The organism is Kitasatospora sp. NPDC098663 (assembly GCF_044760075.1).
GTDB lineage: Bacteria > Actinomycetota > Actinomycetes > Streptomycetales > Streptomycetaceae > Kitasatospora.
This window is the reverse complement of record NZ_JBIWAP010000058.1, coordinates 1-23,683: the sequence shown is the minus strand read 5'-3', so window position 1 is coordinate 23,683 and position 23,683 is coordinate 1. Positions and strand designations below refer to the sequence as shown.

At 71.2% G+C, this 23,683-nt stretch carries 32 protein-coding genes and 4 pseudogenes; 21 read left to right on the top strand and 15 right to left on the bottom strand.

The features are described 5' to 3' along the window. Nucleotides 1–336 precede the first annotated feature (336 nt). Nucleotides 337–711, bottom strand: a complete 375-nt coding sequence (locus ACIQVZ_RS37755; protein ID WP_402456502.1) for a hypothetical protein — start codon at nt 709–711, stop codon at nt 337–339. A gap of 12 nt (nt 712–723) precedes the next feature. Continuing rightward, a complete protein-coding gene (locus ACIQVZ_RS37750) occupies nt 724–2,025 on the bottom strand; it encodes a hypothetical protein (protein ID WP_402456500.1) in 1,302 nt (433 codons plus the stop codon). 127 nt (nt 2,026–2,152) lie between these two features. On the opposite strand from ACIQVZ_RS37750, the gene ACIQVZ_RS37745 reads away from it, so the two are divergent. After that, on the top strand, nt 2,153–2,467 hold the full coding sequence (locus tag ACIQVZ_RS37745; RefSeq protein ID WP_402456498.1) for a hypothetical protein: 315 nt from the start codon (nt 2,153–2,155) through the stop codon (nt 2,465–2,467). A 56-nt stretch (nt 2,468–2,523) separates the two neighbouring features. Here the strand turns inward: ACIQVZ_RS37745 and ACIQVZ_RS37740 are convergent, their stop codons facing one another. Further along, nucleotides 2,524–2,940 carry a hypothetical protein gene (locus ACIQVZ_RS37740; RefSeq protein WP_402456496.1) on the bottom strand — a complete coding sequence of 139 codons (417 nt, stop codon included), beginning with the start codon at nt 2,938–2,940 and terminating at the stop codon, nt 2,524–2,526. A gap of 78 nt (nt 2,941–3,018) precedes the next feature. On the opposite strand from ACIQVZ_RS37740, the gene ACIQVZ_RS37735 reads away from it, so the two are divergent. From ACIQVZ_RS37735 to ACIQVZ_RS37725, 3 genes and pseudogenes are all read left to right on the top strand, one after another. Then, nucleotides 3,019–3,312, top strand: coding sequence for a DUF1360 domain-containing protein (locus ACIQVZ_RS37735; protein WP_402456530.1), 294 nt, complete (start codon nt 3,019–3,021; stop codon nt 3,310–3,312). Nucleotides 3,313–3,352: 40 nt separating this feature from the next. Continuing rightward, nucleotides 3,353–3,657, top strand: a pseudogene (locus ACIQVZ_RS37730) (WhiB family transcriptional regulator). A gap of 107 nt (nt 3,658–3,764) precedes the next feature. Next, nucleotides 3,765–4,226, top strand: a pseudogene (locus ACIQVZ_RS37725) (SRPBCC family protein); the annotation flags it as partial. A 182-nt stretch (nt 4,227–4,408) separates the two neighbouring features. On the opposite strand, the gene ACIQVZ_RS37720 reads toward ACIQVZ_RS37725, so the two are convergent. Together ACIQVZ_RS37720 and ACIQVZ_RS37715 are read right to left on the bottom strand one after the other, a co-directional pair. Further along, nucleotides 4,409–4,921: a hypothetical protein gene (locus ACIQVZ_RS37720; protein WP_402456494.1), complete on the bottom strand. Its 513-nt coding sequence runs from the start codon at nt 4,919–4,921 to the stop codon at nt 4,409–4,411. Between the two features lie 223 nt (nt 4,922–5,144). Continuing rightward, nucleotides 5,145–5,705, bottom strand: a complete 561-nt coding sequence (locus tag ACIQVZ_RS37715; protein ID WP_402456492.1) for a hemerythrin domain-containing protein — start codon at nt 5,703–5,705, stop codon at nt 5,145–5,147. Between the two features lie 280 nt (nt 5,706–5,985). Between ACIQVZ_RS37715 and ACIQVZ_RS37710 the strand changes: the two genes are divergently transcribed. Further along, nucleotides 5,986–6,942 carry a TIGR03557 family F420-dependent LLM class oxidoreductase gene (locus ACIQVZ_RS37710; RefSeq protein ID WP_402456490.1) on the top strand — a complete coding sequence of 319 codons (957 nt, stop codon included), beginning with the start codon at nt 5,986–5,988 and terminating at the stop codon, nt 6,940–6,942. Here ACIQVZ_RS37710 and ACIQVZ_RS37705 read toward each other — a convergent pair. Beyond that, nucleotides 6,932–7,645, bottom strand: a complete 714-nt coding sequence (locus ACIQVZ_RS37705) for an HAD family hydrolase (RefSeq protein WP_402456488.1) — start codon at nt 7,643–7,645, stop codon at nt 6,932–6,934. The genes ACIQVZ_RS37710 and ACIQVZ_RS37705 overlap by 11 nt on opposite strands. A 112-nt stretch (nt 7,646–7,757) precedes the next feature. On the opposite strand from ACIQVZ_RS37705, the gene ACIQVZ_RS37700 reads away from it, so the two are divergent. From ACIQVZ_RS37700 to ACIQVZ_RS37655, 10 genes are all read left to right on the top strand, one after another. Then, a complete protein-coding gene (locus ACIQVZ_RS37700) occupies nt 7,758–8,825 on the top strand; it encodes an SDR family oxidoreductase (RefSeq protein ID WP_402456486.1) in 1,068 nt (355 codons plus the stop codon). 13 nt (nt 8,826–8,838) lie between these two features. After that, complete coding sequence (locus tag ACIQVZ_RS37695; protein ID WP_402456529.1) at nt 8,839–9,162, top strand: plasmid stabilization protein; 324 nt, start codon at nt 8,839–8,841, stop codon at nt 9,160–9,162. Nucleotides 9,163–9,175: 13 nt separating this feature from the next. Continuing rightward, nucleotides 9,176–9,400: a hypothetical protein gene (locus ACIQVZ_RS37690; RefSeq protein ID WP_402456485.1), complete on the top strand. Its 225-nt coding sequence runs from the start codon at nt 9,176–9,178 to the stop codon at nt 9,398–9,400. Nucleotides 9,401–9,475: 75 nt separating this feature from the next. Beyond that, nucleotides 9,476–9,928 carry a hypothetical protein gene (locus tag ACIQVZ_RS37685; RefSeq protein ID WP_402456483.1) on the top strand — a complete coding sequence of 151 codons (453 nt, stop codon included), beginning with the start codon at nt 9,476–9,478 and terminating at the stop codon, nt 9,926–9,928. Next, nucleotides 9,925–10,218 carry a monovalent cation/H+ antiporter complex subunit F gene (locus ACIQVZ_RS37680; protein WP_402456481.1) on the top strand — a complete coding sequence of 98 codons (294 nt, stop codon included), beginning with the start codon at nt 9,925–9,927 and terminating at the stop codon, nt 10,216–10,218. Before ACIQVZ_RS37685 ends, ACIQVZ_RS37680 begins: the two co-directional genes overlap by 4 nt. Before the next feature lie 64 nt (nt 10,219–10,282). Further along, nucleotides 10,283–10,585 carry a cation:proton antiporter gene (locus tag ACIQVZ_RS37675; protein WP_402456479.1) on the top strand — a complete coding sequence of 101 codons (303 nt, stop codon included), beginning with the start codon at nt 10,283–10,285 and terminating at the stop codon, nt 10,583–10,585. After that, complete coding sequence (locus ACIQVZ_RS37670; RefSeq protein ID WP_402456477.1) at nt 10,582–10,881, top strand: Na(+)/H(+) antiporter subunit B; 300 nt, start codon at nt 10,582–10,584, stop codon at nt 10,879–10,881. Before ACIQVZ_RS37675 ends, ACIQVZ_RS37670 begins: the two co-directional genes overlap by 4 nt. Beyond that, on the top strand, nt 10,878–11,630 hold the full coding sequence (locus ACIQVZ_RS37665) for an MnhB domain-containing protein (protein WP_402456475.1): 753 nt from the start codon (nt 10,878–10,880) through the stop codon (nt 11,628–11,630). Before ACIQVZ_RS37670 ends, ACIQVZ_RS37665 begins: the two co-directional genes overlap by 4 nt. Further along, nucleotides 11,630–11,977: a sodium:proton antiporter gene (locus ACIQVZ_RS37660; RefSeq protein ID WP_402456474.1), complete on the top strand. Its 348-nt coding sequence runs from the start codon at nt 11,630–11,632 to the stop codon at nt 11,975–11,977. The genes ACIQVZ_RS37665 and ACIQVZ_RS37660 overlap by 1 nt, the downstream gene beginning before the upstream one ends. A 6-nt stretch (nt 11,978–11,983) precedes the next feature. Further along, entirely contained in the window at nt 11,984–13,801 is a 1,818-nt protein-coding gene (locus tag ACIQVZ_RS37655; protein WP_402456472.1) for a complex I subunit 5 family protein, read from the top strand. Between the two features lie 41 nt (nt 13,802–13,842). Here ACIQVZ_RS37655 and ACIQVZ_RS37650 read toward each other — a convergent pair whose 3' ends face one another. From ACIQVZ_RS37650 to ACIQVZ_RS37635, 4 genes and pseudogenes are all read right to left on the bottom strand, one after another. Further along, complete coding sequence (locus tag ACIQVZ_RS37650) at nt 13,843–14,175, bottom strand: transposase family protein (RefSeq protein WP_402456527.1); 333 nt, start codon at nt 14,173–14,175, stop codon at nt 13,843–13,845. 367 nt (nt 14,176–14,542) lie between these two features. Next, nucleotides 14,543–15,058 (bottom strand): GNAT family N-acetyltransferase, encoded by a 516-nt coding sequence (locus ACIQVZ_RS37645; RefSeq protein WP_402456470.1) that lies wholly within the window; start codon nt 15,056–15,058, stop codon nt 14,543–14,545. 189 nt (nt 15,059–15,247) lie between these two features. Next, nucleotides 15,248–15,619: a low affinity iron permease family protein gene (locus tag ACIQVZ_RS37640; protein ID WP_402456468.1), complete on the bottom strand. Its 372-nt coding sequence runs from the start codon at nt 15,617–15,619 to the stop codon at nt 15,248–15,250. Nucleotides 15,620–15,740: 121 nt separating this feature from the next. After that, nucleotides 15,741–16,013 (bottom strand): annotated as a pseudogene (locus ACIQVZ_RS37635) (STAS domain-containing protein); the annotation flags it as partial. 441 nt (nt 16,014–16,454) lie between these two features. Between ACIQVZ_RS37635 and ACIQVZ_RS37630 the strand changes: the two are divergent. Beyond that, nucleotides 16,455–16,732, top strand: a pseudogene (locus tag ACIQVZ_RS37630) (hypothetical protein). Between the two features lie 261 nt (nt 16,733–16,993). Here the strand turns inward: ACIQVZ_RS37630 and ACIQVZ_RS37625 are convergent. From ACIQVZ_RS37625 to ACIQVZ_RS37615, 3 genes are all read right to left on the bottom strand, one after another. Next, on the bottom strand, nt 16,994–17,149 hold the full coding sequence (locus ACIQVZ_RS37625) for a DUF6131 family protein (RefSeq protein ID WP_402456466.1): 156 nt from the start codon (nt 17,147–17,149) through the stop codon (nt 16,994–16,996). A 113-nt stretch (nt 17,150–17,262) separates the two neighbouring features. After that, entirely contained in the window at nt 17,263–17,964 is a 702-nt protein-coding gene (locus ACIQVZ_RS37620; RefSeq protein ID WP_402456465.1) for a TetR/AcrR family transcriptional regulator, read from the bottom strand. A 192-nt stretch (nt 17,965–18,156) separates the two neighbouring features. Beyond that, nucleotides 18,157–18,363, bottom strand: coding sequence for a hypothetical protein (locus ACIQVZ_RS37615; RefSeq protein ID WP_402456463.1), 207 nt, complete (start codon nt 18,361–18,363; stop codon nt 18,157–18,159). Nucleotides 18,364–18,599: 236 nt separating this feature from the next. On the opposite strand from ACIQVZ_RS37615, the gene ACIQVZ_RS37610 reads away from it, so the two are divergent. Continuing rightward, entirely contained in the window at nt 18,600–18,773 is a 174-nt protein-coding gene (locus ACIQVZ_RS37610) for a CsbD family protein (protein WP_402456461.1), read from the top strand. A 222-nt stretch (nt 18,774–18,995) separates the two neighbouring features. Beyond that, the gene (locus ACIQVZ_RS37605) at nt 18,996–19,244 is read left to right on the top strand and encodes a DUF6296 family protein (protein ID WP_402456459.1); all 249 of its coding nucleotides are present in this window, start codon (nt 18,996–18,998) and stop codon (nt 19,242–19,244) included. Nucleotides 19,245–19,406: 162 nt separating this feature from the next. Here the strand turns inward: ACIQVZ_RS37605 and ACIQVZ_RS37600 are convergent, their stop codons facing one another. Both ACIQVZ_RS37600 and ACIQVZ_RS37595 read right to left on the bottom strand, forming a co-directional pair. Continuing rightward, nucleotides 19,407–20,462, bottom strand: a complete 1,056-nt coding sequence (locus ACIQVZ_RS37600) for a PP2C family protein-serine/threonine phosphatase (protein ID WP_402456457.1) — start codon at nt 20,460–20,462, stop codon at nt 19,407–19,409. Next, nucleotides 20,459–21,091, bottom strand: coding sequence for a DUF6328 family protein (locus ACIQVZ_RS37595; protein WP_402456455.1), 633 nt, complete (start codon nt 21,089–21,091; stop codon nt 20,459–20,461). The genes ACIQVZ_RS37600 and ACIQVZ_RS37595 overlap by 4 nt, the downstream gene beginning before the upstream one ends. Nucleotides 21,092–21,551: 460 nt before the next feature. Here ACIQVZ_RS37595 and ACIQVZ_RS37590 point away from each other — a divergent pair, with 460 nt between their 5' ends. The 3 genes from ACIQVZ_RS37590 (at nt 21,552) to ACIQVZ_RS37580 (ending at nt 23,377) form a co-directional block, all read left to right on the top strand. After that, nucleotides 21,552–21,899, top strand: coding sequence for a hypothetical protein (locus ACIQVZ_RS37590; protein WP_402456454.1), 348 nt, complete (start codon nt 21,552–21,554; stop codon nt 21,897–21,899). Then, entirely contained in the window at nt 21,859–22,383 is a 525-nt protein-coding gene (locus tag ACIQVZ_RS37585; protein WP_402456453.1) for a hypothetical protein, read from the top strand. The genes ACIQVZ_RS37590 and ACIQVZ_RS37585 overlap by 41 nt, the downstream gene beginning before the upstream one ends. A 685-nt stretch (nt 22,384–23,068) precedes the next feature. After that, complete coding sequence (locus tag ACIQVZ_RS37580) at nt 23,069–23,377, top strand: hypothetical protein (RefSeq protein WP_402456452.1); 309 nt, start codon at nt 23,069–23,071, stop codon at nt 23,375–23,377. The last annotated feature ends 306 nt before the right edge of the window (nt 23,378–23,683 follow it).

The window sequence follows — 23,683 nt, the reverse complement described above, 5'->3', positions numbered from 1 at the left end:
GTCATGTCGTGCCGGCTGCGCCGCTTCCCGGTTCGCTTCCTTCCCGGCGGGCCTTCTCCTGGCGGGCGGAGGTGTCGATCACGGCGCCCGAATCCAGCGGCGGCCACTGACCCGGCTTCTCCCTGTGGCCCCGGACCGGCCCGCGATCCGCAGCCGTGCGGCAGCGGATCGAGCCGGCCGACTGACGTGGCGGACGTACTGCCTGGTCAACGCCGGGCGCTCCCGGGCTCGGGATGCCGGCGGCCTGCCCGTACGGACCCATAACTCAACGCCTCTCCTCATCAACCGGCTGCCGGGCGGCCGCAGCAGCCCGGGCTCGGGCCGTACCCGCGACGTTCAGGTCCGGACCGCCCCACCACCTTGCTGCCGACGTGGAGAGGGCGCCTGGCAGGCCCGACGGTCGTGCCCATCGCGGGCGGCTGGTGTGCGACGACGGGGATCCCGGGGCAGCGGGCCCTGGGAGAAGAGGAACTCGTAGGCCTTGTCGAGGTAGGTGTACAAGGCGGTGGCCGACGGCATAGGCACGTGAGTCAGCTGCTCCCACTGGCGCGGCGTGAGCTCCTTGGTGTCGATCAGTGCGCGCAGTCCTTCTCGGACGGTCGCGGTGTACGAGGAGTCAGGGTCGCGCAGCCCGCTTCTGAGGTCTGCGAGGCTGTCAATCCACCTGTCGCCGAAGGCATTGCTGACGAACTGGCGAGTGAAGGTGTCCATGGGCAGGCCTGCCTATCCGTGAAGAGGGAGCGGGTCCAGTCGGATCCGCGTCGACGTGGGCGTCTGGGTGTAGCGGGCCATCGCCAGCAGGGCGGTACGCCGTGTATCGGCTTGCTGTTCCGGCCACGGGGCACCGAGGCGCCCACTGTCGTCCTGATGCGGGTAGAGGAAGGCCCTGGCGATCACGAAGAGCCCGGGATGGCGTTGACAGAGTTCGGCCTCAGCGGCCTCGACCACACGGTGGACGGCCGTGCGCGCGGGGTCCGCCGACTCAGCGAGCGCAACAGCGTCCTTCAGCGCAAGGCGCAGCCTCTCGCACTCCTGGGAGCACTCGACAAGGCGGGCGAACACCTGGCGGTGGCCGGCGAGTTCGTCGGCTGCGCCCACGGGCAGCCGCGCCGGTGCGTCGGCGTCGAGGGGGGTGAGACGGTCGGTGCGCTGGTTGCGGGCAGGTTTCGCGGTCACCGTTCGCAGGAACTCCAGCTTGCGCTGCCAGGATTCGAGGAGCAGCGGGTGGCTGAGGGCATCGAGGCGGTTGCTGTTCTGCAGGGCGTCGCGCAGGACGGCCTCCCGGAGGGTGTCCGGTGGGGCGCCCAGCAGTCGGGTCACCTCTTCGGTGACGGGGGCTCGAAGCTGGCCGGTGTGCAGGAGGTCGCGGACACGGGTGAGGAAGGCGTTCCTGCCGGTGAGGACCAGGCTCGTTCCAGCGGCTTCGGCGTGCCGGTCGAAGAGGGCTTTGCGTTCGTCGGGCAGGTAGCGGCCGACCCAGGAGGCGGCGATCCGGTCCGGGTCGGGGGCGGTCGGTGTGGAGACCGTCTCTGCGAGGGCCGCCTTGCGACGGCTGTCGGCCAGCGTGAGGACTTCTTTGAGGCGACGGGCCACCGCCTGACGGCGCTGTTGCAGTACGTCGTCGCTGCCGCCCGCGAGCAGGCACGCCGTCTCGTCCCGGATCTGGAGTTCGTGGACCGTGCGCCGTAGGGCGTCGACCGACTCGCTGATCCAGTCCGGGTTGTAGAGGAGCTCCGTCACGGTGTCGGTGGTCTGTCCGAGGGCGTCGGCGACCACGGCGGCCTCGATGGCGAACGGGTCGACGGCCAGCTGGTCGACGAGGTCGTCGGTGCGCAGCTCCCAGGGGCGCTCGGCCGGGTTTCGGGGCTTGGCCCGCAGCAGGGCGCCGCGCTTGCGGGCGGCCACGGGGGAGAGCATGAACTGCCAGGTCGTCGGGATGTGCGGGGGCAGGCCGAACCGGATGTGCAGGTATCGGTGGGTGCGGTCGCGGTGAAGGACCGCGGACGGTTTGCCCCGCAAGGTCACGCAGTGCTCTCTGGGGCGGGCGCCGCAGGTGGGACAGGGGACGGTGCGGACGTCGGTGGAGGCGACACGCCATGTACTGGTGTGGGCAGACGCGAGCACGGCGGCCTTCTCTGGAGCGGGGGCACGGGTGGTGGGCCGCCTGCTGGTCCTCGAAGACGGCTGGGCCGACCGCGGCACCGCCCATGCACTGGGCGTCGGCCCCCAACCTGGCTGGTCAGCAGCTCTGGTCGACTCCCGACTTGTCATCCGCCGACCCGGCGGCCTGACCTGGTTCGACGGCGAGATCACCGCCACCCGCGAGTGGCGCCGCCGGGTCCGCGATGACCGCGCTCTGCTGCTGATCACCGGCTCCTTCCTCGGCGTCTTCGATTTCCCGGTCGCCGCCGCGGCCGGCCAGCTCTTCCTCCTCAGCACACCGATCCAGCTCACCACTGAGATGTGAGTTCAGGTCCGAGCCGCGTTCTGACCCGGGCAAACGGTGACGGAATCGTCAGGCACTCACTCGGCGGTGATGCGGGCGAAGGCGTCCTGCAGCCGGCGGACGGCATCCTCCGCCTCCGCGTATTCATCAAGGCTCGGCCGGACGGTCCCGAAGGTGCCACCACGGCCAGCAGGCAGGGCACGCCAGCGCAGGATCGGTTCGAGCGCGTTGATAGCCCCGGAGAGAAACCAGGCCAAGCGTCCGTGCGTACGAGCGAGGCAGATCGCGAGGGCGGCGAGCGCTTCCCGCAGGCGTTCGAGCCGGTCGATCTCCGTCAACGCCTCCTGGACATCGGGCAGTCCAACAACTTTGCGCAGACCGGCCTCGACCTCCAGAGCCAGGGCGCGATCGCTCGATGCCACCTCCCATACCTGGTCTTCGATCTGCTGCTCGGCTTCCTCGGCCAGCACCGCGACGATCCTCCGCATGTCCATGCGGCTCACTCTAATGATCGCGTCCTGCCGCGAACACAGCTCCATTCGATTCTCGACCTGGGCTAACGGCGCCTCAGGATTCGAAAACAGGTACTCATCAACCCGGTCACCGGCCCCCTGCGGGCCCCCTTCACCCGCTACCGCGGAACGTCGGGACCTGCCGAGCTGGAGGAGGCGTTACGCGGCACCGGCGTGCGCTACGCCGAACTGGTCACCTGCCCCTACTGCGCCGGCCTGTGGCCCGCCATCGTCCTGACCGCTGTCCACACCTTCGCCTCCGCCGCCGCGCGGGTGCCCACCGCCACCCTCAGCGCTGTGGCCGGCGCCGACTTGCTGCAGCTGTGCCGCGATCGGCTCCAAAACGACTCCTGACCCGACGACCACCCCCAGTCCTGCCGAGGAGAGAGACCAGATGGCCAACATGTCGTGCCTGCCCGGCGCCTTCGAGCACCACTGGAACTGGCAGCTGCACGCGGCATGCAGGCAGTTCGACACCGACCTCTTCTTCCACCCCTACGGAGAGCGCGGCCACGCCCACGACAGCCGTGAGGAAGCCGCGAAACAGCTATGCGCCCACCGCCCGGTGCTCGACGCCTGCCGCCAGCACGCTCTGGACGCGCGGGAGCCCTACGGGTGTGGGGCGGACTGACCGAGGACGAACGCCTGGAACTCCTCGATGCGGCGCGCTCCCGGCCCGCTACCCGGCACGCAACCTGACGCGCGCCCCGAATCGCGACGCCTGTGGACGGTTACGTCAAGGCGCACCGGGAAGGCGTCCGTTCGGTGACGAGACATCCTCACCGATCCCCGAGGAGGAGACCATCGTGAGTACCGTGAAGGAATCCATCGACGTCGACGTCCCACTGCACCGCGCCTACAACCAGTGGACGCAGTTCGAGGAGTTCCCACGCTTCATGAGCGGCGTGGAGGAGGTCCACCAGACCGATGACCGGCACTGCCACTGGACGACCAAGGTCGCCGGCGCCCGCCGCGAGTTCGACACCGAGATCGTCGACCAGCTCCCGGACGAGCGGATCTCCTGGCGCACCGTGAGCGGCGACGCGCAGCAGAAGGGCGTCGTCACCTTCCAGTCGCTGGACGACGCCCACACCCGGGTCAGCCTGGCCATGGAGTTCGACCCGCACGGCGTGGCCGAGAAGGCGGGTGACATGATCGGTGTCCTCGACCGGCAGGTGAAGGGCGACCTCAAGCGGTTCAAGGGCTTCATCGAGGAGCGCGGCCAGGAGAGCGGAGCCTGGCGCGGGCGCGTCACCCCGGGCGAAGCGGCAGGCCCGGCTTCCGGGCAGGCCCCCACGCGGGAGACCCCGCAGTCCCGGATGACCGCCGAAGGCGCTCCGCCGCCGCCCGACGACGCCCGGCCGGGCACCTCCCGGGGTGGGCAGGCCTCCCTGCCCGTCGATCCGGACGACATGCGGCACGGCTGACCGGCCTCGGGCGTCCGGGCGTATCAGGCCAGGGTGGGGCTTGCGGCGTCCAGCAGTTCCAGGAGGCCGGCCCGGTGACGATGGGCGATGCCTTCGAGCAGGTCCGGGTGGCGCAGCAGGGCGGCGGCCTCGCTGTCGCGCGGGCCGGGAAAGGTCAGACGCAGCAGACCGCCCCTCTCACCGCCGTGCTCGGTCTGCTCGAGCGCCTGCTGGGCACGGGCGCTCAGGGCCGGGTCGGCCAGCAGGCACGCCGCCCAACTGACGACGCTCTCATCCACCCAGCTGCGCCACGGCGCGTCCTGGGAGTGCGGGTCGCCCTGGGTGAGCCAGTCCAGCTGGTCGGCTCCACCCGGGCCCAGAAGGTGAAGCAGCTGCACGTCCAGGTCGGTGGGGTAGCGCAGATGGGCGGCGAGGGCCGCGGCCTGTCGGGCCTGGGCCTCGGCCAGGGCGTAGTTGAGAGCGCCCGCGGGTGGCGGGTAGGCGGCCAGGAGCCAGCGGGTGCAGGCGGTGACGACGGGCGTCAGGTCGTGGGGCACGGCGATCGGTCCCTCGGGAGCGTGCTCGCTCCCGTGCGGAAGGCCGGATGTGCGAGCTGGTGCGCGGGGCGGCTCTGCCCCGTTCGTGGCCGACCAGTGTAGGCGGGTTCCGGCCTGGGGCGGCATGACCGGCGTCACGCCGTGCCCGTGCGGGCACCGGGGCCGGGCCAGATTGCTTCGGCCCGGCCCCGGCTTGAGGGTGACGTGCGCTGGTTGCCCAGGGTCAGGACTTGCCGCGGCCGGTGACGAAGTCACGGGCGCGGTCCACCAGGCCGGCGCCCGGGGCGATGAGCTTGCTGGCCGTGGGGCTGCTGGGCGCGGCGGGGTGGGGCCGAGTGGGGGCCATGGACTTGGCCCGGCGGATCTTGTCACCGAGGTCGTCCAGCTGTTGCGGGGTGCAGGCCCGGCGCAGCATCGGGAAGAGGTTGTTCTCCTCGTCCTGGACGTGGGCGGCGACCTCGTCCATCAGTCGCTGCAGCGTGTGGCTCATCTGGGGGTCGTCGGTTCTGGTCTTCTCCAGCTCCTTGAGGAGCTCCTCGACGCGTCCGTGGTCGGCGATCTCCTTGTCCGCGAGGCGGTCGCCGCCCTCGATGTGCTCGCGGACCGCCGGGTACAGGTACTGCTCCTCGGCGACCGAGTGCCGCACCAGCTCGATGGTGACCTCGTCCACGACGTCCCGCAGTTGCTGGCCCTGCCCGGTCATCGCCTGGATCCGGGCGAACATCTCCTCGACCTCGCGGTGGTCGGTCATCAGCTCGTCGATCACGTTGCCGCCATGCCCCATCGTGGATCCGCCTCTCGTCCTGCCCGGAGCGGGCGCATCCCGCCCAGCACAGACCTATCCCCGCTGGGTTCACCGCGCACAGCCCGGGCGGTTGCGCCTCACCCGATCGGTCCCGCCTGGTTCGGTCCTTCCGTGTTCGTCCGTTCGCGGCGCAGTCCGCACTGTGCGGCGCCGTCGCGGGCCATGCGAAGGATCTTCGACCTAGCGTGGTGCTCCGGCGCTCCCCGGGGTAGCCGCTGCCTCACAACGGAGGCGGACGTTCGCAGAGGAGTGGGATCCGATGACCGAGTACGGCTACTTCCTGTCGTGTGAGGAGTTCACACCGGCGGAGCTGATCGACCAGGCCCGGCGGGCCCAGCAGGCGGGCTTCACCCGGCTGGCGATCTCCGACCACTTCCATCCGTGGAACGACGCGCAGGGCAACAGCGCGTTCGTGTGGTCCATGATCGGTGCGCTGTCGCAGGCCGTGGACCTGCCGGTCACCACGCTGGTGACCTGCCCGACGGTGCGGCTGCATCCGGCGGTCACCGCGCAGGCCGCCGCCACCTCCAGCGTCCTGCTCGACGGGCGCTTCGCCCTAGGGGTGGGCTCCGGCGAGGCGTTGAACGAGCACGTCAACGGTGACCGGTGGCCGTCGTTCGAGGAGCGCGCCGAGATGCTGGAGGAAGCGGTCGGCGTCATGCGGGAGCTGTTCACCGGGCAGCAGACCAGTCATCGCGGCCGGCACTACACGGTCGACAACGCCCGCCTGTACACCGCGCCCCAGGGGCCCTTGCCGATTCTCGTGTCGGGGTTCGGGCCGAAGGCAGCGGAGCTGGCCGGGCGGATCGGGGACGGGTTCGTCACCATGACGCCGGACGCGGACCTGGTGGGCGCGTTCCGTGACGGCGGTGGAGCGGGCAAGAGGGTGGTGGGTGGAGTGAAGGTGTGTTGGAGCAGCAACCGGGACACGGCTGTCGAGGTTGTGCACCGCCTGTGGCCCACCGAGCTGCTGCCCGGCGAGCTGGCACAGATCCTGCCGACCCCGGCCCACTTCGAACAGGCCAGCGAGCTGGTCACCCGTGACATGGTCGCGGACGCGGTGACCTGCGGCGACGAGGTGGAGGAGCACGTGGAGACGGTGCGCGCTTACGCGCGGGCGGGCTTCGACGAGGTGTACGTCGGGCAGATCGGCCCTGATCAGGAGGTGTTCTTCGACGCCTACCGGGAGCTGGTCCTTCCTGCCCTCACTCGGTGACCTGCACCCGCCTCTCACCGGGGCCCACGGTGTAGCGGGCCGGGTCCGCGAGCGCGCTGCCGTCCAGGTGGGCAAGGAGCTCGGTGACGCCGGCGTGGACCTCCAGGGCCCCGGCCGCGCGCAGGGCCCGCTCGCCGACGCCGCCTGACAGCACCGCGATGCACGTCACCCCTGCCCGTCCTGCGGCTTGCACATCCCACGGGGTGTCGCCGACGAACAGCGCCTGGTCGGGCCCGACGCCGGCCTTGGCCAGGGCGGCACTGACGAGGTCGGGCGCGGGCTTGCCGGCGTCCACATCATCCGCGCAGGTGGCAGCATCGATCACGTCATCGGCCTCCAGAGCGCGTCGCATCACCCTCAGGTCCCGGGCGGAGGCGGAGGAAGCGAGAACGATCGTCCATCCGCGCCGCTTCAACTCCCGCAGCAGGTCGGTGGCACCGTCGAAGGCCCGCAGGTTGGGCCAGTACCGGGCGAACAGCGCCTGGTGCGCGGAGCTGATCGCCTCGTTCTCGCCGCGGTCGCGCCCGTCGCCGAGCAGGTGGTCAAGGAGTTGGTCGCCGGCCATGCCGATCGACGCGTGGATGCGCGCCATCGCCGGGGTGTAGCCGAACTGGGCGAGTGCTTCAGTCCAGGCGACGGTGTGCCAGTAACTGGTGTCGAGCAGGGTCCCGTCCACATCGAAAAGCGCCGCGCCAGGCATCATCCGTCTCCTCGACTCAAGCTTCGTCCACAGGCCTTCGACGCTACGGTCCTCCCTGCCCACCGCACGGCCGCCACGCCCGTTTCCGGTCGTGGAGCGGGGGAACCCGCCCGGTATGACACTTCACGAAGCCAACGGCCGGACCGTGGTGATCACCGGCGCCAGCAGCGGCATCGGGCGCGCCTGCGCGCTGGCGTTCGCCGCTCGCGGCGACCGGCTCGCGCTGATCGCCCGCGGACGGGCAGGCCTGCACGGGGCGGTGCGCGAGGCGCAGCGGGCCGGCGCCGGGAAGGTGATCGCCATCGAAACGGACACCGCCGACCCCGACGCCGTGGAGGTCGCCGCCCAGCGCGTCGAGGAGGAGCTCGGACCGATCGACGTGTGGGTCAACGACGCGTTCGCCTCCGTCTTCGCCCCCTTCACCGAGATCACCTCCGAGGAGTTCCGGCGCGTCACCGAGGTCAGCTACCTCGGCTACGTGTACGCCACCGCAGCGGCACTGCGCCGCATGCTCCCGCGCGACGCGGGGGTGATCGTGCAGGTCGGCTCCGCGATCGCCTACCGCGGAATCCCGCTGCAGAGCGCCTACAGCGGTGCCAAGCACGCCATCCAGGGCTGGCACGAGGCGCTGCGCTGCGAACTGCTCGCCTCCGGCACCCGGGTGCGCACCACGATGGTGCAGATGCCGGCCGTGAACACCCCGCAGTTCGACTGGGTCCGCTCCCGTCTGCCGCAGCGCGCGCAGCCGGTGCCGCCGATCTACCAGCCGGAGGTGGCCGCCCGTGCCGTGCTGTACGCGGCCGACCACCCCGGGCGCCGCGAGTACTGGGTCGGCGCCAGTACGGTGGCGACCCTGGTGGCGAACGCGATCGCACCGGCCCTGCTGGACCGCTACCTGGCCCGCACCGGCCTCGCCTCCCAGCAGACCGGAGAGCGACGACGCGGGAGCGACCCGGACAACCTGTTCCACCCCGTGGATTCGCGGCAGGACTTCGGAGCCCACGGCCGGTTCGACGACCGGGCCCGCGCGCGAAGCCTGCAACAGCTGACCGCCCACCGCCTCGGTGCCCTGGCCCACAGCGCATGGCGGTCGGCCGGACGGGTGAGAGCGGGTTTGCCCGGGGCCCGCGCCGGGTTCGTTTCACGGATGCGGGGCAGACGAGCCCCGCATCCACACGAGTAGGAGTCTGGTGACCATGCCTCGCGGATCGACGCCCAAGCGGGAACGCCAGTACGAGCACATCAAGGACAGCGCGAAGGAGCGCGGGGAGAGCGAGAAGCGCGCCAAGGAGATCGCCGCCCGCACGGTGAACAAGGAACGGGCCCGGCACGGAGAGTCGAAGACCGCCAGCCGCAGCTCGGTCAAGGACATCTCCTCCTCCCGGCGTGGCGGGCTGCGCTCCCGCAGCGGCTCCCAGGGCCCCACGAAGGAGCAGCTCTACAACGAGGCCAAGCAGCGAGGCATCCACGGCCGCTCCAAGATGAACAAGCAGCAGCTCGAACAGGCCCTCGGCCGATAGGAGACCTGTGATCATGGGCACCGTCCCCGTGCCGACCGATCCCGACACCACCCCGATGCCGCCGCCCGAGCCTCTCCAGCCCCCGGGCCCGCCGGAGCCCACCGAGCCGCCGAAGCCACCGGACCCTCCCGCCCCGCCCGGCCGGCCCGTCCCGCCGCCCGACCCGCACCTCCCGCCCGGCCCGGGTGAGCCCGCTCCACCGCAGCCCGGGCGCGGCCCGCAGGAGCCGCCCGACTGAACGGCCAGTCGGCTCGGCAGCAGATCAGCAGGTGGTCGAAGAACGGCGACGGCCGGGACAACAGGGAGGTGCGCGGTGCGCGCTGGGGTCGAGATCGTGCTGTGGTGCGCGGTGCTGCTCGGGCTGACGGTGGTGTCGATCAGCTCGGTGTCGCCCGCCGAGCTGGCGGTGGCCGGCGTCGCGGCCGTGGGTGGGGCGTTCGCGGCCCGACGCACGCGTCTGGCGGCCGGCGCCAGCGTGAAGGGCACCCGCGGCGCGGCACGAGCCGTACTGTCGCTGCCCCGTGCGATCCTGCGCGGCATGGCCGCCCTGGTGGCCGCCATGGCGCGGCGCCCCACCGGGGCAATGGTCCGGCGTATCCGCTTGAAGCCCGGGGCGGACGCGCACTGGGCCGGCGCACTGCTCGCCGCCTCCCCGGACACCTGCGTGATCGACGTCCCGCACGACGACGAGGTGCTGGTGCACGCCCTGCGCCCGGGGGCGGGGCCGGTCGAAGAGGCAGTGGCCCGGCCGGACGTGGCGCAATGAACGCCTGGGCGGTGGCCGCCCTGGTCCTGCTCGCCGCCCCGGTGCCGTCCTGCCTGTGGGTGGTGGCGCGCGCCAGCGCGGTCCGACGTCTCGCAGGGGCCTCGCTGCTGTCGACCGTCGTCGGCGCGCTGTTCCTGCTGCTGCCACAGGCCTACGACCGGTCCTCCTACCAGGACCTCGCGCTGATGCTGGCCGTGCTCGCCCCCGCCGGAACACTGGTCTTCACCCGCTTCGTGGCCGGCGGGCAGCACGAAACCCGCCCGGCCTCCCAGGCCCCTGGCACCGAGTGACCGACAGATCGCGGGGCCCGGCCGTCACCAGGGCCCGGGACGAAGCGGAAGAGGGGAGAACCTGATGACGGTACGTCACCCGATCGTGCTCGTCCTGCTGTGGACGGGAGTGGGGTGCATGCTGTTCTCCGCGCTGGCGATGCTGCGCCTGGGCGGGACGCTGACGCGGCTGCACGCCCTGGCCCCCGCTTCCGTCGCCGGGGTGCCGCTGATCGCCGCCGCCGTGGCCCTCGACCAGGGTGCGGGCAGGGCGGCGGTCAAGACGCTGTTCATCGGCCTGCTCTTCGCTGCCGGCGGCACGGTCACCACGATCGCCCTTGGCCGTGCCTCACACCAAGCCGAAGGCACCGGGGGAGGGCAATCGTGAACGAATGGCTCATCGGCGCGGCTCTCGCGTTCGTCGTCATCGCCGCCACCACCGCAGTCCTCACCCGAGACCCGGCCCGCCAGGCCGTGGTCCTGTCCGCGCTCGGCCTGGGCCTGGCGGTACTTTTCGCGGTGCTCCAGGCCCCCGACGTCGCGCTGTCCCAGCTGGCGGTGGGCACCGCACTGACCCCACTGCTGATCCTCCTCAGCGTCCGCAAGGTCACCCGCCGTCCCACCGGCAGGACCGAGCCCACCCCTGATGACCACGGCGCCGGCGCCGGCCAGGAGCGGGGGTGACGGCGCGCGCCCGTTTGATCATGTTCCTGGTCGCCGCCGCGGTGATCGCCGCCTTCTTCGCCGCCGCCTGCACACGGCTGCCGGCCTTCGGGACACCCGACCACCCCTACGGCGACCGGGCGGTGGCGGCGGCCCTCGCCCACCGCACCGCCAACGTCATCTCCTCCGTCAACTTCGACATCCGCGCCTTCGACACCCTCGGCGAGGAGTCCATCCTCTTCGGCACCGTCCTCGGTGCGACGCTGCTGCTGCGCCGGGCCCGCGACGAACGCCACCGCCGCGCCGCGGCCGAACGCGTCATGCCCACCACCCGCCTGTTCGGCGCGCTGCTGCTCCCGGTCACCCTGGTGGTGGGCGTGTACATCGTCGCGCACGGCCAACTCTCGCCGGGCGGCGGCTTCCAGGGCGGCGTCGTGCTGGCCACCGCCCTGCACCTGGCCTACGTCGCCGCCGACTACCGCGCCCTGAAGCACCTGCGCCCGCTGGCCGTCCTGGACGTCGCCGACTCCCTCGCCGCCGCGTCCTTCACCCTGGTCGGACTGGCCGGCCTGATCGCTGGCGGCGCGTTCCTCAAGAACGTGCTGCCACTGGGCACCTTCAACGAGATCACCTCCGGCGGCACCGTCCCGGTGCTCAACGCTGCCGTCGGAGTCGAGGTCGCCTCCGGCCTCATCGCCCTGCTCGCCCACTTCCTCGACCAAGCCGTCGAACTCACCGACCCCGACGAACACGAGAGCGGAGACAGCTGATGGGGATCTGGCCCTACCTCTGCGCCGGCTGGGTCCTGCTGATCGCCCTCTACGGCCTGGTCACCAGCCGCAACCTGATCCACGCCATCGGCTGCCTGGCCGTCGCCCAGTCCTCCACCTACCTGCTGCTCCTCGCTGTCGGCTACCGCCACGGCGCCACCGCCCCGGTCTACTCCGACCTCACCCCCGGCACCCGCCCCGTCGTCGACCCCGTCGTCCAGGCCCTGGCCCTGACCGACGTCGTCGTCGGTGCCACCGTCACCGCCCTGCTCCTCGCCCTCACCATCCAGCTACGCAAACGCCACCACACCGTCGACCCGCAGGCCCTCACCGGCCTCAAGGGCTGACCGACCGTGACCACGGCCGACCTGCTGCCGCTCGCCGTCGCCATCCCGCTGCTCGGCGCAGCCCTGCTCGCCGTGGTCGGCCGCGCGCTGCCACGCATCGGCTGCGACATCGTGGCGACCGCCACCGCCTGCGCCGAACTGCTCTGCCTGGCGCTGCTGTGGACGCGCAGCGGTCCGCTCGCCACAGCCGACCTGGGCGCCTGGCCCGCCCGGGTCGGCATCGTGCTCGCCGCCGACCCGATCGGCGCGGGCCTGGCGCTGCTGGTCGCCGTCCTCGTCCTGGCGGTGATCGTCTACTCCTGGCGGTACTTCGACGAACCCGAGGGCGAACACGCCGGAGTCTTCCCCGCCCTCATCCTGCTCTTCGAGGCCGGCATGGCCGGCTTCGCCCTCACCGGCGACCTGTTCAACGCCTTCGTCTTCTTCGAACTCATGGGAGCCGCCGCCTACGCCCTGACCGGCTACCACATCGAAGACCCCCGCCCGTTGCAGGGGGCGCTCACCTTCGCCATCGTCACCTCCTTCTCCGCCTACTGCTCCCTGCTGGGCATCGGCCTGCTCTACGCGCGCACCGGCGAACTGAACCTCGCCCGCCTCGGGCAACAACTCGCCGGCCACCCCACCGACCTGATGACCGTGGTCGCGTTCGTCCTCATCTGCACCGCCCTGCTGGTCAAGGCCGCAGCCGTCCCGTTCCACTTCTGGCTGCCCGACGCCCACGCGGTGGCCCCCACGCCGGCGTGCATGCTGATGTCCGGCGTCATGGTCGAACTCGGCGTCTACGGCATCGCCCGCGTGTACTGGACCGTCTTCTCCGGCCCCGGCGGCATCCCGCACGGCGCGTTCCGTACCACCTTCGCCGTCCTGGGTGTGCTGACCGCCCTGGTCGGCGCCGTGATGTGCTGGCAGCAGCGCCACCTCAAACGCCTCCTGGCGTTCTCCACCGTCAGCCACGTCGGCCTGTTCCTCGTCGGCGTCGCGCTGCTCACCCCCGACGGCGTGGCCGGGACGGCGCTGTATGTCGCCGCGCACGCTCTGGTGAAGGCCGCGCTCTTCGGGCTGACCGGAGTGCTGCTGGACCGGTACGGGTGCGTCGACGAGCGCAGCCTGCACGGCAAGGGCCGCGCCCTGCGCCCCGTCGGCGTGCTGTTCGTCGTCGGCGCCCTCGCGCTGGCCGGGCTACCGCCGTTCGGCACCGGCCTGGGCAAGGCCCTGGCGGAGGATGCCGCCGGCCGCTGGCAGCCGTGGCTACCCGTCATGTTCGTGGTGGCCTCGGCCGTCACGGGCGCGGCAGCGCTCCGCGCGGGCCTACGGATCTTCTGGGGGATCGGCCCGGTGCCCGACAGCAGACCCGGGGAGGGGGAGACCACGGGAGAGGGCGAGGAGCCCGAAATCCGCTCCCCGCAACGCACCCTGCCCCCCGCCATGACCACCGTCCCGGCGGCGCTGCTGACCCTCGCCGCCGCGGCGGGCTGCCTGCCCGCGGCTGCCGACGCTCTCGCGCGGGGGGCCGGTGCCTTCACCGACCCCGCCCGCTACGCGCTCGCCGTCACCACCGACCACCGCGCACCGCTGGCCGCCCGTGTGCCGGCCACCGACTGGACCTCCACGGGCGTCCTCCTCGGCCTGCTGTCCACCGCCCTCGCGGTCGCGCTCGCCCTCACCGCAGTCCACCGGCGCACCCCCCGGCTGCCACAGCGCCACCCCGCCACCCGGGCCGTGCGGGCACTGCGCCGCCTGCACTCCGGACGCCTGGGTGACTACCTGGCCTGGCTCGCACTCGGCATCGCGGTGCTCTGTGCCGCGATCGCCGCCCAGAGCTGACCCGCCAGGCTCCCTGGCGCCGGGCCTCCCAGCCGGACGGGTTACGACCTTGGGGGCAATTGAGGTCGGGGCAGGTTTTTCGGCGGCGCGCTGATTTGGTCGGGGAACTCGCCTGGCAGCCCGCGGTAGCCGTCGTCGATCTTGGCTTTGACCTGCGGGCGGAGCCGGAACTGTTCGGCGTTGCCCTCGGTGCGCACAGCCGTCTGCTCGTGCATCCGGTCGGGCCTGGCCAGGCCGGCGGACAGCGCGTGGCCCTGGTGGTCGCTGAAGCTGGTGGTCTTGATCGTGTTCTGCTTCTTCTTGCCCGAGACGAACGCCTTCCGGCCGGGCCTGTTCGGCTGGGGCCGGCGTACCTGGGTCTCGGTGCCGTCGATGCGCAGCTCGATGTTCTCGGCCGCCGCGTAGGCGAACGGGTCCTCCAGGGTGTGGACCCGATGCCGGGCCGGTCAGGGGCCGCGAAGCCGCGGGCCGCGAGCAGGGGCCGAATCTCTCCAGCACTGCCGCCGAGAGGCTGGAGCGGACCACCTGGCACAACTCCGCCCATGCGGCGTGCGGCAGCTGGTGACGCAGGCATATCAGGTGACCAGAAGTCGGTTGGTGAATACCAGCTTCACCTTGCGTCCCGCCCCGGCCAGATGCTTCCGAAGACCTCCACATGCTCGGCCCGGTCCGACTCCCGCGCCGGGCAACAGTCACGTCTCCCGATCACGCCGTTTGATTCTGACATTGCATCAGCGCTGCTCAGAAACCGTGCGATTCGAGCTTCAGTCGCAGCCGGACGTAGTCATGGTCCAGCGGTCCTGGACGCCGCGTTCCGTCCGGCCGCCACCCGTTTCGGGCGTAGAAGCGCCGCGCACGGGTGTTGGACGCCCAGCACTCCAGCACCCCCTCGGCACAGCCGGCGGCCGCGGCCAGCGCAACGAACTCCTGGTGCAGGGCCCCACCCACCCCACGCCCCCAAGCGTGCGCCAGTACCCCGATCTGGTACAGCTCGTAGTACGTCGAGGCGTCCAGGTCTTCGTGGTGCGGTGGCCCGGCAGTGAGCAGTCCGACCACCGTCCCGTCCGAGTCCTCCGCGACCAGCGTGGCGCGTGCCGGCGCCGCCAGCACCCGTGCCCAGGCGGCGCGCCGCTCTCCCCAACCAGTCGGGTCGGCGAGCTCCTCCTCGGGCATACCGCCCGCGGTGTAGTACGCGGTCCGGGTCCGGGTGTGCACGTCGGCAAGGACGTCGGCGTCCTCGGCGGTCGCCTCACGCAACCGGAAACCTTCATCCATGCCCCTCTGGACGCCTGCACCCACCCGACTGGTTCCCCGCAGGCCGCCATCGCCGGCCAGACATGACTCGCGCCGTAGGACCCGCCGCGATCCTCACAACGACAGACCCGGCTGCCCCCGCGCCAGCAAGACGATCAGAGGGTATGACTCAGCTCAACTGCCCCAAGGCCGTTACAGCCGTTCCTCCATCCTGATGGCCGCCTTCAGGTCCTCGTGGGCCTGCCCGCGCTGGCCCTCCTGCTGCTCCAGCAGGGCACGGGCGATCGCGTCGAGCTTGCGCTGTACGGCATGCTCGGCCCGGCGCTCGGAGTTCTTCAGCATCGCCAACAACAGCAGCGTGACCGCACCCATCGCGTCGCCCGCCACGAGCTGCCACTTGAACGACAGTCCGGCCACGTGCACGGCCACGAACGCCACCACCAGGCCCAGGCACAGCGTCGCGAACACCGGCGAACTGGTGAAGTTCGACGCCAGCTCCGCGAACTGCTCGAAACGGCCCCGCCGGCCGTCCTGACGCTCGCACGCCGGATGCTGAAACGTCACGTCCGTCGTCCTCTCCGTCCAGGCACGCGGCAGCGGCCCACCTCCACTGACCGGCGGGTCCCGCCCCGGCCCGGTCGGCACATGGCCGCAGCCGTGCCCCGTTCAAAGCCTGGGCGGCCGAACCGGCGATGGTGAAGAACTCGCCGGCACCGGTGATCTCCACGAGCCGCACCATCTGCTCCCGCGGCGAGGCCAGGCACAGCCCCAGCCTCGCCTCCTGCGCGGCACGGCGCACCCGCAGCAGCGTGTTCACGCCCGAGGAGTCGCTGAACGCCAGACCGGCGAGATCGACGACGAACAACGACAGCGGGACAGCTGCCCGCAACGCCGCGTCGAGGGCTCGGCGCAGCGCGGCGTGGTTGTCGAGGTCAAGCTCGCCCTCCACGGCGCACACCACCGCATTGGTGCCAGTGCCGCCCTGTGCTGTGACAGCGCAGTCTCTCGGACAGCCAGATCCGCTCGCGCGCCCCGTACTCGTGCCGCATGCCGCCTCCTTCGATGGCCTCCGAGCTCCCTCGACCGGACGCTCGGCCACCTGCGCCCACCACCTGTGCTTCTGTCCCGCCGGACGGTCCACGAACCTGCCGTACCATGCGCCGCCACCGCGGAGGCCCGACGGTCCGCCCGCGCCTGCCTCGGTGGTGCCCGGTACCCGGCACCACCACCCCACTCTGAGCCAACACCATCCCAGAGCAAGATCGCTCACGAGGTGGACTTGAACGGACCCATTGGTGCGCCACCGTCTCTTGCTGCACCAGCTCCCGCATCGTGGAGTGCCACAGTCAGGCACGGAAGCCAGCGCCTGGCGGCCCGACAAGAGCAAAGGATGTGCTGAATGATCACGAGGATCATGGGAGAAGCCAGGTGAAACAGGCGGACGGCCACTTCGCCGAGCTGAACGCGCTGGACGACGCACTCCTCGCCGAGAGGAAGAGCGGAGACGAAGAGCGCTTCCGACGCGCGCTCGGCGCGCTGCTGGACGCCGTCCGAAGGCTCGGCCAACCCTTGCCCGGCGACGCCCTGGAGCCGTCGGAGCTGATCCTGCCGGCGCCTGATGCATCTCCCGAGGAGGTCAGCCAGATGCTCTCCGATGACGGCTTGATCCCTGGCTAGGGGGCGGGTGGGCGACGAGCCTCCGGCCACCCCCACCACTTCTGCGTGAAGAACCGGGACTCGGCACGAGCAAGCACTTGCGCCGAGCCCGGCTGAATTCGCCAACAGCATCAAGACCATCGCTGCGCTGTTGCTCGTCCTGCCCAATGCCCTGCGTCCACTGACCGGATCCCGGCCCACCGGACACCGATCGGCACTTCCCGCAGTGGCCGCGGATCGACAGATCGCGCGCGGTGAGGTGCGCGGTGGCGATGGTTGGATCTACCAGTAGTGGCGGCGGCCGGCGACCTCGTGGCCGACTGCGCCCATGACCCACAGGACGAGGCCGATGAGGGCCAGGACGATGCCGATGGTCCACAGGATGGAGATTCCGGTGACGAATCCGATGACGAGGAGGATGACTCCGAGGACGATCATGATGGACTCCGTTCGTCGCCCCCCGGTCTGTGCGCGATGGTCCCCCGCTCGACAGGGGGAGGTGCTTCGTCGCCCCTCTCCGATGGTGGCTCTCCCCACTGGCGCGTGTGGCGCTAACGGGCTGGAGTGAGTGTGGCGGTCAGCCCGGTAAGGAGGATGTCGAGGCCGCTTTCGAGTTCGGCGGCGCCGTCATAGCGGGCGAGGGTGGTTGCGAGGCCACGCAGGAGCGGGAATTCGCGCCTCGGAAGGCGGTGGAGGCCCAGGCGCAGGAGATCGTCGGTCTCCTCGGGATTGTCGACGAGTTCCTGCAGTTCGTTGAGGAGGTGGCCGTGGAGCAGCCCGAACAGGGCGCGGTAGATGTGGAGGGCGTCGGCGCCGCTGAAGCCGGCCCGGGTGAGCAGGGCGAGGGTGGCTTCGAGCGGGCGAAGGGTGCCCCGCGGGCGCAGGGCGAGGGGGGTGGCCAGGGGGCGGGTGACCAAGAGCGGGACGACATTGGGGTGGGCCAGGGCGAGTCGTCGGTACTGGCGGGCGACGGCGCGCAGTTGGGCGGCCCAGTCAGGGTCGGCGGGGTCGACGGCGAGTTCTTGGAGGACGGTCTCGGCGACGCCGTCGAGGAGCGCGGACTTGTTCGATGCGTAGCGGTAGAGACTCATGGGGTCGTGGCCGAGAGCGCGCGCCAGGCGGCGCATCGACAGCTTCTCGATGCCTTCGCGATCGACGATCTCCAGCGCGCAGGCCAGCATCCGCTCCCGGGTGAGCTTTCCGGCTGAGGGCGAGGTGTCCTGGAGGACCGGGTCGACTGGAGGCGGAACCATGCCGGCACCTTCTCTCGCTGAGGGTGGGCGGCGGGGTGCGCAAAGTTCGTAGACCTACTCTGTAGACATCAGTGTAGTCCGGGAGTTGACTGTAGGCATACGACGTAGATTCCAATGGGGCGCGTCATGATCGTTGCTCTTGGTCTCATCCTGCTGACCGGCGCGCGCCGGGGCGCCGTTGCCCGCCGCAGCCTACGGCACCCCCGCCGCGAAACGGCAGCCGTCCGGAAGGACCGCGACCACCTGGTGGATCAGCGCGACACGGCCCGAGCGCAGGCGGCATCGGCCGCCAAGGACCGCGATGACCTGGTCGGCCGACGCGATGCGGTCGCCGAACAACGTGACGACCGTGCCTCGCAGCGCGACGACGTTGTCGAACGGCGCGATGAGCTCGCTCAACAGCGGGACGACGCGATCCGCCGGCGGAGTCGTGCCAGCGGACAGCCGGTCGGCACCCGAGCGGGCCCCCGGGCACAGGGCACTGCTGTACCGCCGGGCGAGGGCACCCCGCAGGGCGACACAACGGCGCCGCTCGTCGGCAGCGGGCACCGCAGGCCCCATCTGTTCGGGCACCACCGCGAGTAGCCCGGGGCACGCCCGGGCGCTACCCGATGAGTCACGGAAGGGAACCAGTCATGGGAATCGGCAAGAAGGCCGCTCACAAGGCCGAAGCGGTAAAGGGCGGCGTGAAGAAGACCGTCGGACGCGCCACCGGTGACCGCAGCCTCGAAGCAGAGGGCCGCGGCGACCAGATGAAGGGCGACGCCAAGCAGGCCGGTGCAAAGGTCAAGGACGCGTTCAAGCACTGACCACCGGCTCGGCGGCCCCGCGCCGCTCGGCCTCACCGGGCCGCCGAGCCTGACAGGCTGGAAGGCCGAGGCGACCGACGGCCATAGGCATCCGGGCTGGGGCGCGACAGACGTCGTCCCGGACCGGACGGCGCTGCCCTCGACGGACAGGCACTCCGCGGCGGGATGACTTCACGCCCCGCGGGGTGTGGACTCGCGAAGACGGTGAGGAGAGTGCTTCTCATGGCCGCTATCCGGCGCTACGGCATCACGCTTCCGGGCGCCCCCGGTCACCACGGACCGCCCACGGTGCGCGTGGTGACGCTGACCGGGGAGCTGAGCGCCGAGGGTCTGCCGGTGTACGCGGACGACTCCGGCGGCTTTCGTGTCCAGATCGGCGACGATCACATCGCCCAGCCCCTGGGCGGTGCGGACTGCCCCGCGGGCGCAGGCAACCAGCAGCAGTGCCTGCATGCCGAACCGCTGCCCTGAATCCGGTGAGCGCGGTGCCGGTTGACTGCCGGCGTTGGCGGCCGGGCGTGTGGTGCGCGGTCAGCTCCCGCACGGCCGCCACTCGGCATCGGTCCTGTCGCTGCTGGGGCGTCGATGCGCAGAGGTCCCACTCGTCGCGGCCGGGGGCTCGCTGATCTGTCGTCAGTCAAGCGGGTCGACGTCTCCGACGTAGCGGGAACGGGCGCTCGGCCGGGTAGCGGTGGGCTGCCATTCGATCATCATGATGGTGGCATCGTCGGAGAGCGTGGCGTCCTGGTGATCCAGCAGGGCGTGGATCAGCCTGCGGAGGGTCTCGGGTGCCCGCTCGCCGGCCGCGGTGGCGCGGATGACGAAGTCGGCGAACCGGTCCAGCCCGAAGAACTCATGGTTGGCGCCCTTCGCTTCAATCACGCCGTCGGTGTACATCAGGAGCCGGTCACCGGGCCGCAGTTGGAGCGTGTGGACCGCACGTGGCGCCTGGGTCAGCCCGGTCAGGCCGAGCGGCGGGTCGGCGGGCCGTAGCAGGGCGTCGGTCACCACCTCCCGATCGCGGATCAGCAGCGGCGGCGGGTGACCGCAATTCGACCACCGCAGGGAGCCGCTGGCGAGGTCGAGTCGCAGGAAGACGCCGGTGGCGAAGCGGTCGGGGAACCAGCGGTGCAGCGCCTCGTCGATGGTGGTCACCAACCCCGGCAGGTCCGCACCGTTACGCCGGGCGTTGCGGCAGGCAGCCAGGGCAAGCGCCGCGGTCAGGCCGGACGCCAGGTCGTGGCCCATCGCGTCCAGCACCGCGGCGTGCAGTACGCCGCCGACGAGCGCGTGCTCGAACGCGTCACCGCCAAGGTCGTAGGCGGGCTCCAGGACGGCCGAGGAGATCGCCTGGTCCGAGCAGACGGTCCGGGGTGGCAGGAACGCGCGCAGCATCTCGGCCGGCAGGCTCATCGTGTCGGCCCGGGTGCGGCTGGCGTAGTTGTCGCTGGTGTCGCGCCTGGCGGTGATGACCAGCGCGAGCAGCCCCGCCAGGAGCTGGCAACGACGCACCGCCTCCCGGTCGAGGGTGGGGGTGCGCAGACAGAGGACTCCGAGTCGGTCCGCGCCGTCCACCAGGGGGAACCAGGCCACCAGCCCCGCCCGGTCCTCCGTGACGCGCAGCGAACCCGTCCGGTAGGCCCACCCCGCCAGGGTCCCCTCGACCGGAAGGGCCGGTCCGGCGGTCATGGGAACCAGAAGATTCTGTTGGATATCGACCAAATGGATGACGCAGCTTCCCATACCGAGTGCGTGGCCGTACTGCTCGGCCACCGCCTGGGCGTCCAGGGGGTCGAGGGTACGCCCGACCGAGAGGAAACGTTCGAGCAGTTCCTCTCCCAGGTTGAGCGGAGGGGGATCATCAGCCATGGGCTCAGCCGATCCCGAAACCGGGGCGCCTGCCAGTCGAGACGGTGCGGCGCCGCATGCCACGGATCGGGCGCCCGCGGGAGGACAGGACGGGCGCTGCGGCGCGGTCGGCACTGCGTCGCGCGGCGCTGACGGGCGGTTCGGCGCAGCACGATCTGGGGCAGGACCAGCCAGGCGGTGGTGAACCAGAGCAGGACGGCACTGAGGATCCACGCCACCGTCGTGTTGCCGGTGGCGGTGCTCAGCAGGAGCAGGAGCGCGGCGGCGATGGTCAGGGCGAGGGTGACGAGGCCGGCGTCGATGAGCCGGCCGGCGATGTGGATCAGTTCCGGTTTCATGCCGTGGCCGGCGAGGAAGCGGTGGAAGGCGACGGGCGCCACGAGCGTGCCGGTGGCGATGGCGCCCAGGACGACGGTGGCGTCGTAGAGGTCCTCGTCGAAGTCGGGCACCCCCCCCCGAACCGGGGGGTGAAGGCGACGCTGAGGAGGAGCTGCGCGCCGGTCTGACACACGCGTACCTCTTGGAGCATTTCGCTCTACAGCCGGTCCGCGCGTTCCTGAGGTGTCTCCTGCCGACCGGCCCCGGCCGCGTCTTCGCCCCTGGCCTGCGCCACTGACACCAGGCTCCGCCCCCACCACCACCCGCAGGAGACTGGAGGCCTGGACGCCGGCCAGTGGCTCGAAGCTGCCGGAGCGAGCTGACCCGGGCTTTGGCACCAGGCTGCACCCCCGGCCCGTGTCGCAATGCTGGATGATGGAACCCGAATCGGGTTGAACCCCGCTACTAGAGCCTATGGCTGTATGTTTTTTTAAAATGTCAATAAAAAAGATATTATGACATGGATCTCTACACCGAGTACCCCACTCATGCACCCAGAGTGGCCACAGGCCCCGCCCCGAGGAGACCCCAGTGACCACCCCCGCCCGAGCCCTGTGGATATCCGGGGGCGGCACGGCCCTGGAGTGGGGCCTGCGCAACCCCTGCTCGGTCGGCGTCGGTCCCGGCGGTTACCGGGGCGAAGGCGGGAAGGTGTGGTGCCTGGACTGCGGCGACCACTACGCCGGACGCCGCGCCCAGGTCGGCGAGGAACACCTCCACCGCGACGACGCCCACCACGCCGCCCGCCTCCATGCCGGCCAGCACGAGGGGGAGTTCCGCAGGTTCATCGCTGGCGCGCACCCAGGAGACCCGCGAGAAGTCCGTATGGACGACGCCGGTGTACTCGCTCGTCGCGGCGGCCACCCCGCCTGCCGGTGAGGGCGGGGTGTGGTGGGACGGCACCGGCTACCGGCTCGTCCCGGCCGGGGCCCGCCTCGGGGCGAAGGGCCGCCGGGTGCGCCGCTGCATGGTCGAGCCGGTCATCAAGGCCGGGTTCCTCCACCAGGACGAGTACGGCGAAGGGGTGGCCACCGCCGACGGCCACGCCATGCTCGCCATCTGGCGGCACCACCGCGCCGACCTCGCCGAGCCCTGGGCGGCCCGACACGAGCCCGAGACCTTGCCGCCGCTCCCGGGCGGGCATGAAGCCGCGCGCCGCCGGGGGACTGCCCGCCAGCGCCTCGTCGAGCTGGAGCGCCAGGCTGCCCAGAGCCGCGCCGAGTTCCTTCGGCGGCGTGAGGATGCCGAGCAGCAGCACCGGGCCGAGGTGGAAGCTGCCCGCCAGCGCCGAGCCGCCAAGCCGCCGAGCAGGCCGAGCGCCAGCGCGCCGAGCGGGCCCGCACCGGAGCGGACATCGACCTGACGCGGTCTGCGGTGAGTGCCGGCTGCTGGAGCGTCACCGGCTCAGGCCACGACTGCCGCCTCGACGTCGTCCTCAACACCACCTACTTCGCGGAGGACAGGTTCGAGATCCGCGAGAACGGCCACTACGTCTCCCGCCACCCCTACCGGCACCAGGCCGACGCTGCCGTGCGGCAGCTGCTCGCCGACGGAGTCGATATCGGCGAACGGACACCAGGCCCCACCAGCCCCGCCCGCCGCTGGCACCAGGCCCCACCCCTCCCCCTCGAAAGGCCCACCGATGTTCAAGCGCAAGCCCCGACGAGCCCAGTGGGGAGCGAATGCCGAACCAACCCTCGTCATCGCCCCGGGCCGGGCAGTCACCCCGGCCGAGATCGAAGCCGCCCTGGACTCGGTGGTCCAGACACAGGCAGCACACGGCTGGACAATCGTCGTACGTACGCCGGGGCAGGTCGTCATGGGCCTGAGCACCACCGGCGGGGGTGCGGCCGGGTACGCGTTCGGTGGGGCGCTCGGGAGCATGGCAGCCCACTCCGCCCAGCAACAACGAGTCCAAATCTGGGCGGGGCCCGACGGAGCTATCTGGTCACGGGCGATGGGTGGCGGACAGATGCACCGCTGACAGCAGGCCCCACTCCCACCTGCCCCGTAGAAGGAGACTGAACCTGACCATTCACCCCGACGACGTGTTGTCCGACGGCCGATGGGACGACCGGCTCTTCGCGCTCGAATACGAGGGTCGCAGAGGCCGCTACCGGGTCGTCCGGGGGCTCGGAGAGCAGATCGGCACCGTGGAGAAGCACGGAGGCGTCTGGATACCCAAGGACACCACCGGGGCCTGGGGTGGGGCAGCTGCCGACCGGCGGGGCTACCTCACCCGCCGGGTCGCAGCCATCGAGCTGTCCATCACCGTCCCGCTTCCGCCACCGGAGGAAGAGGAGAAGTACTGGGTGGCACCAGGGCCCGCCCCCTCCCACCTGAACGGAAGGACGTGACCATGCCCGAACAGGGAGAATCCGCCCCTTCTCTGTGTCACATGATCGGGCGAAGCATGGAGACATAGCGGGGTGAGTCTGGGTAGGGCTGCATTGTGCCCATCCAGGTGTAGCCCCATCGTTCGTAGAGTGCTCGGACCTTCGGGTGGTCCTCCTCGACCAAGAGGTGGGAGCGATCCTCCGGCCTGTGCGACAGCAGTTCCTCGTGCAAGAGGGCGGCGAGGAGACCGTCGCTGGCTACATCCGCCGTCGCAGGCTCGAACAGGCCAGGGCTGCGCTGTTGTCGGCGATCGGCCGGCCCAGCAT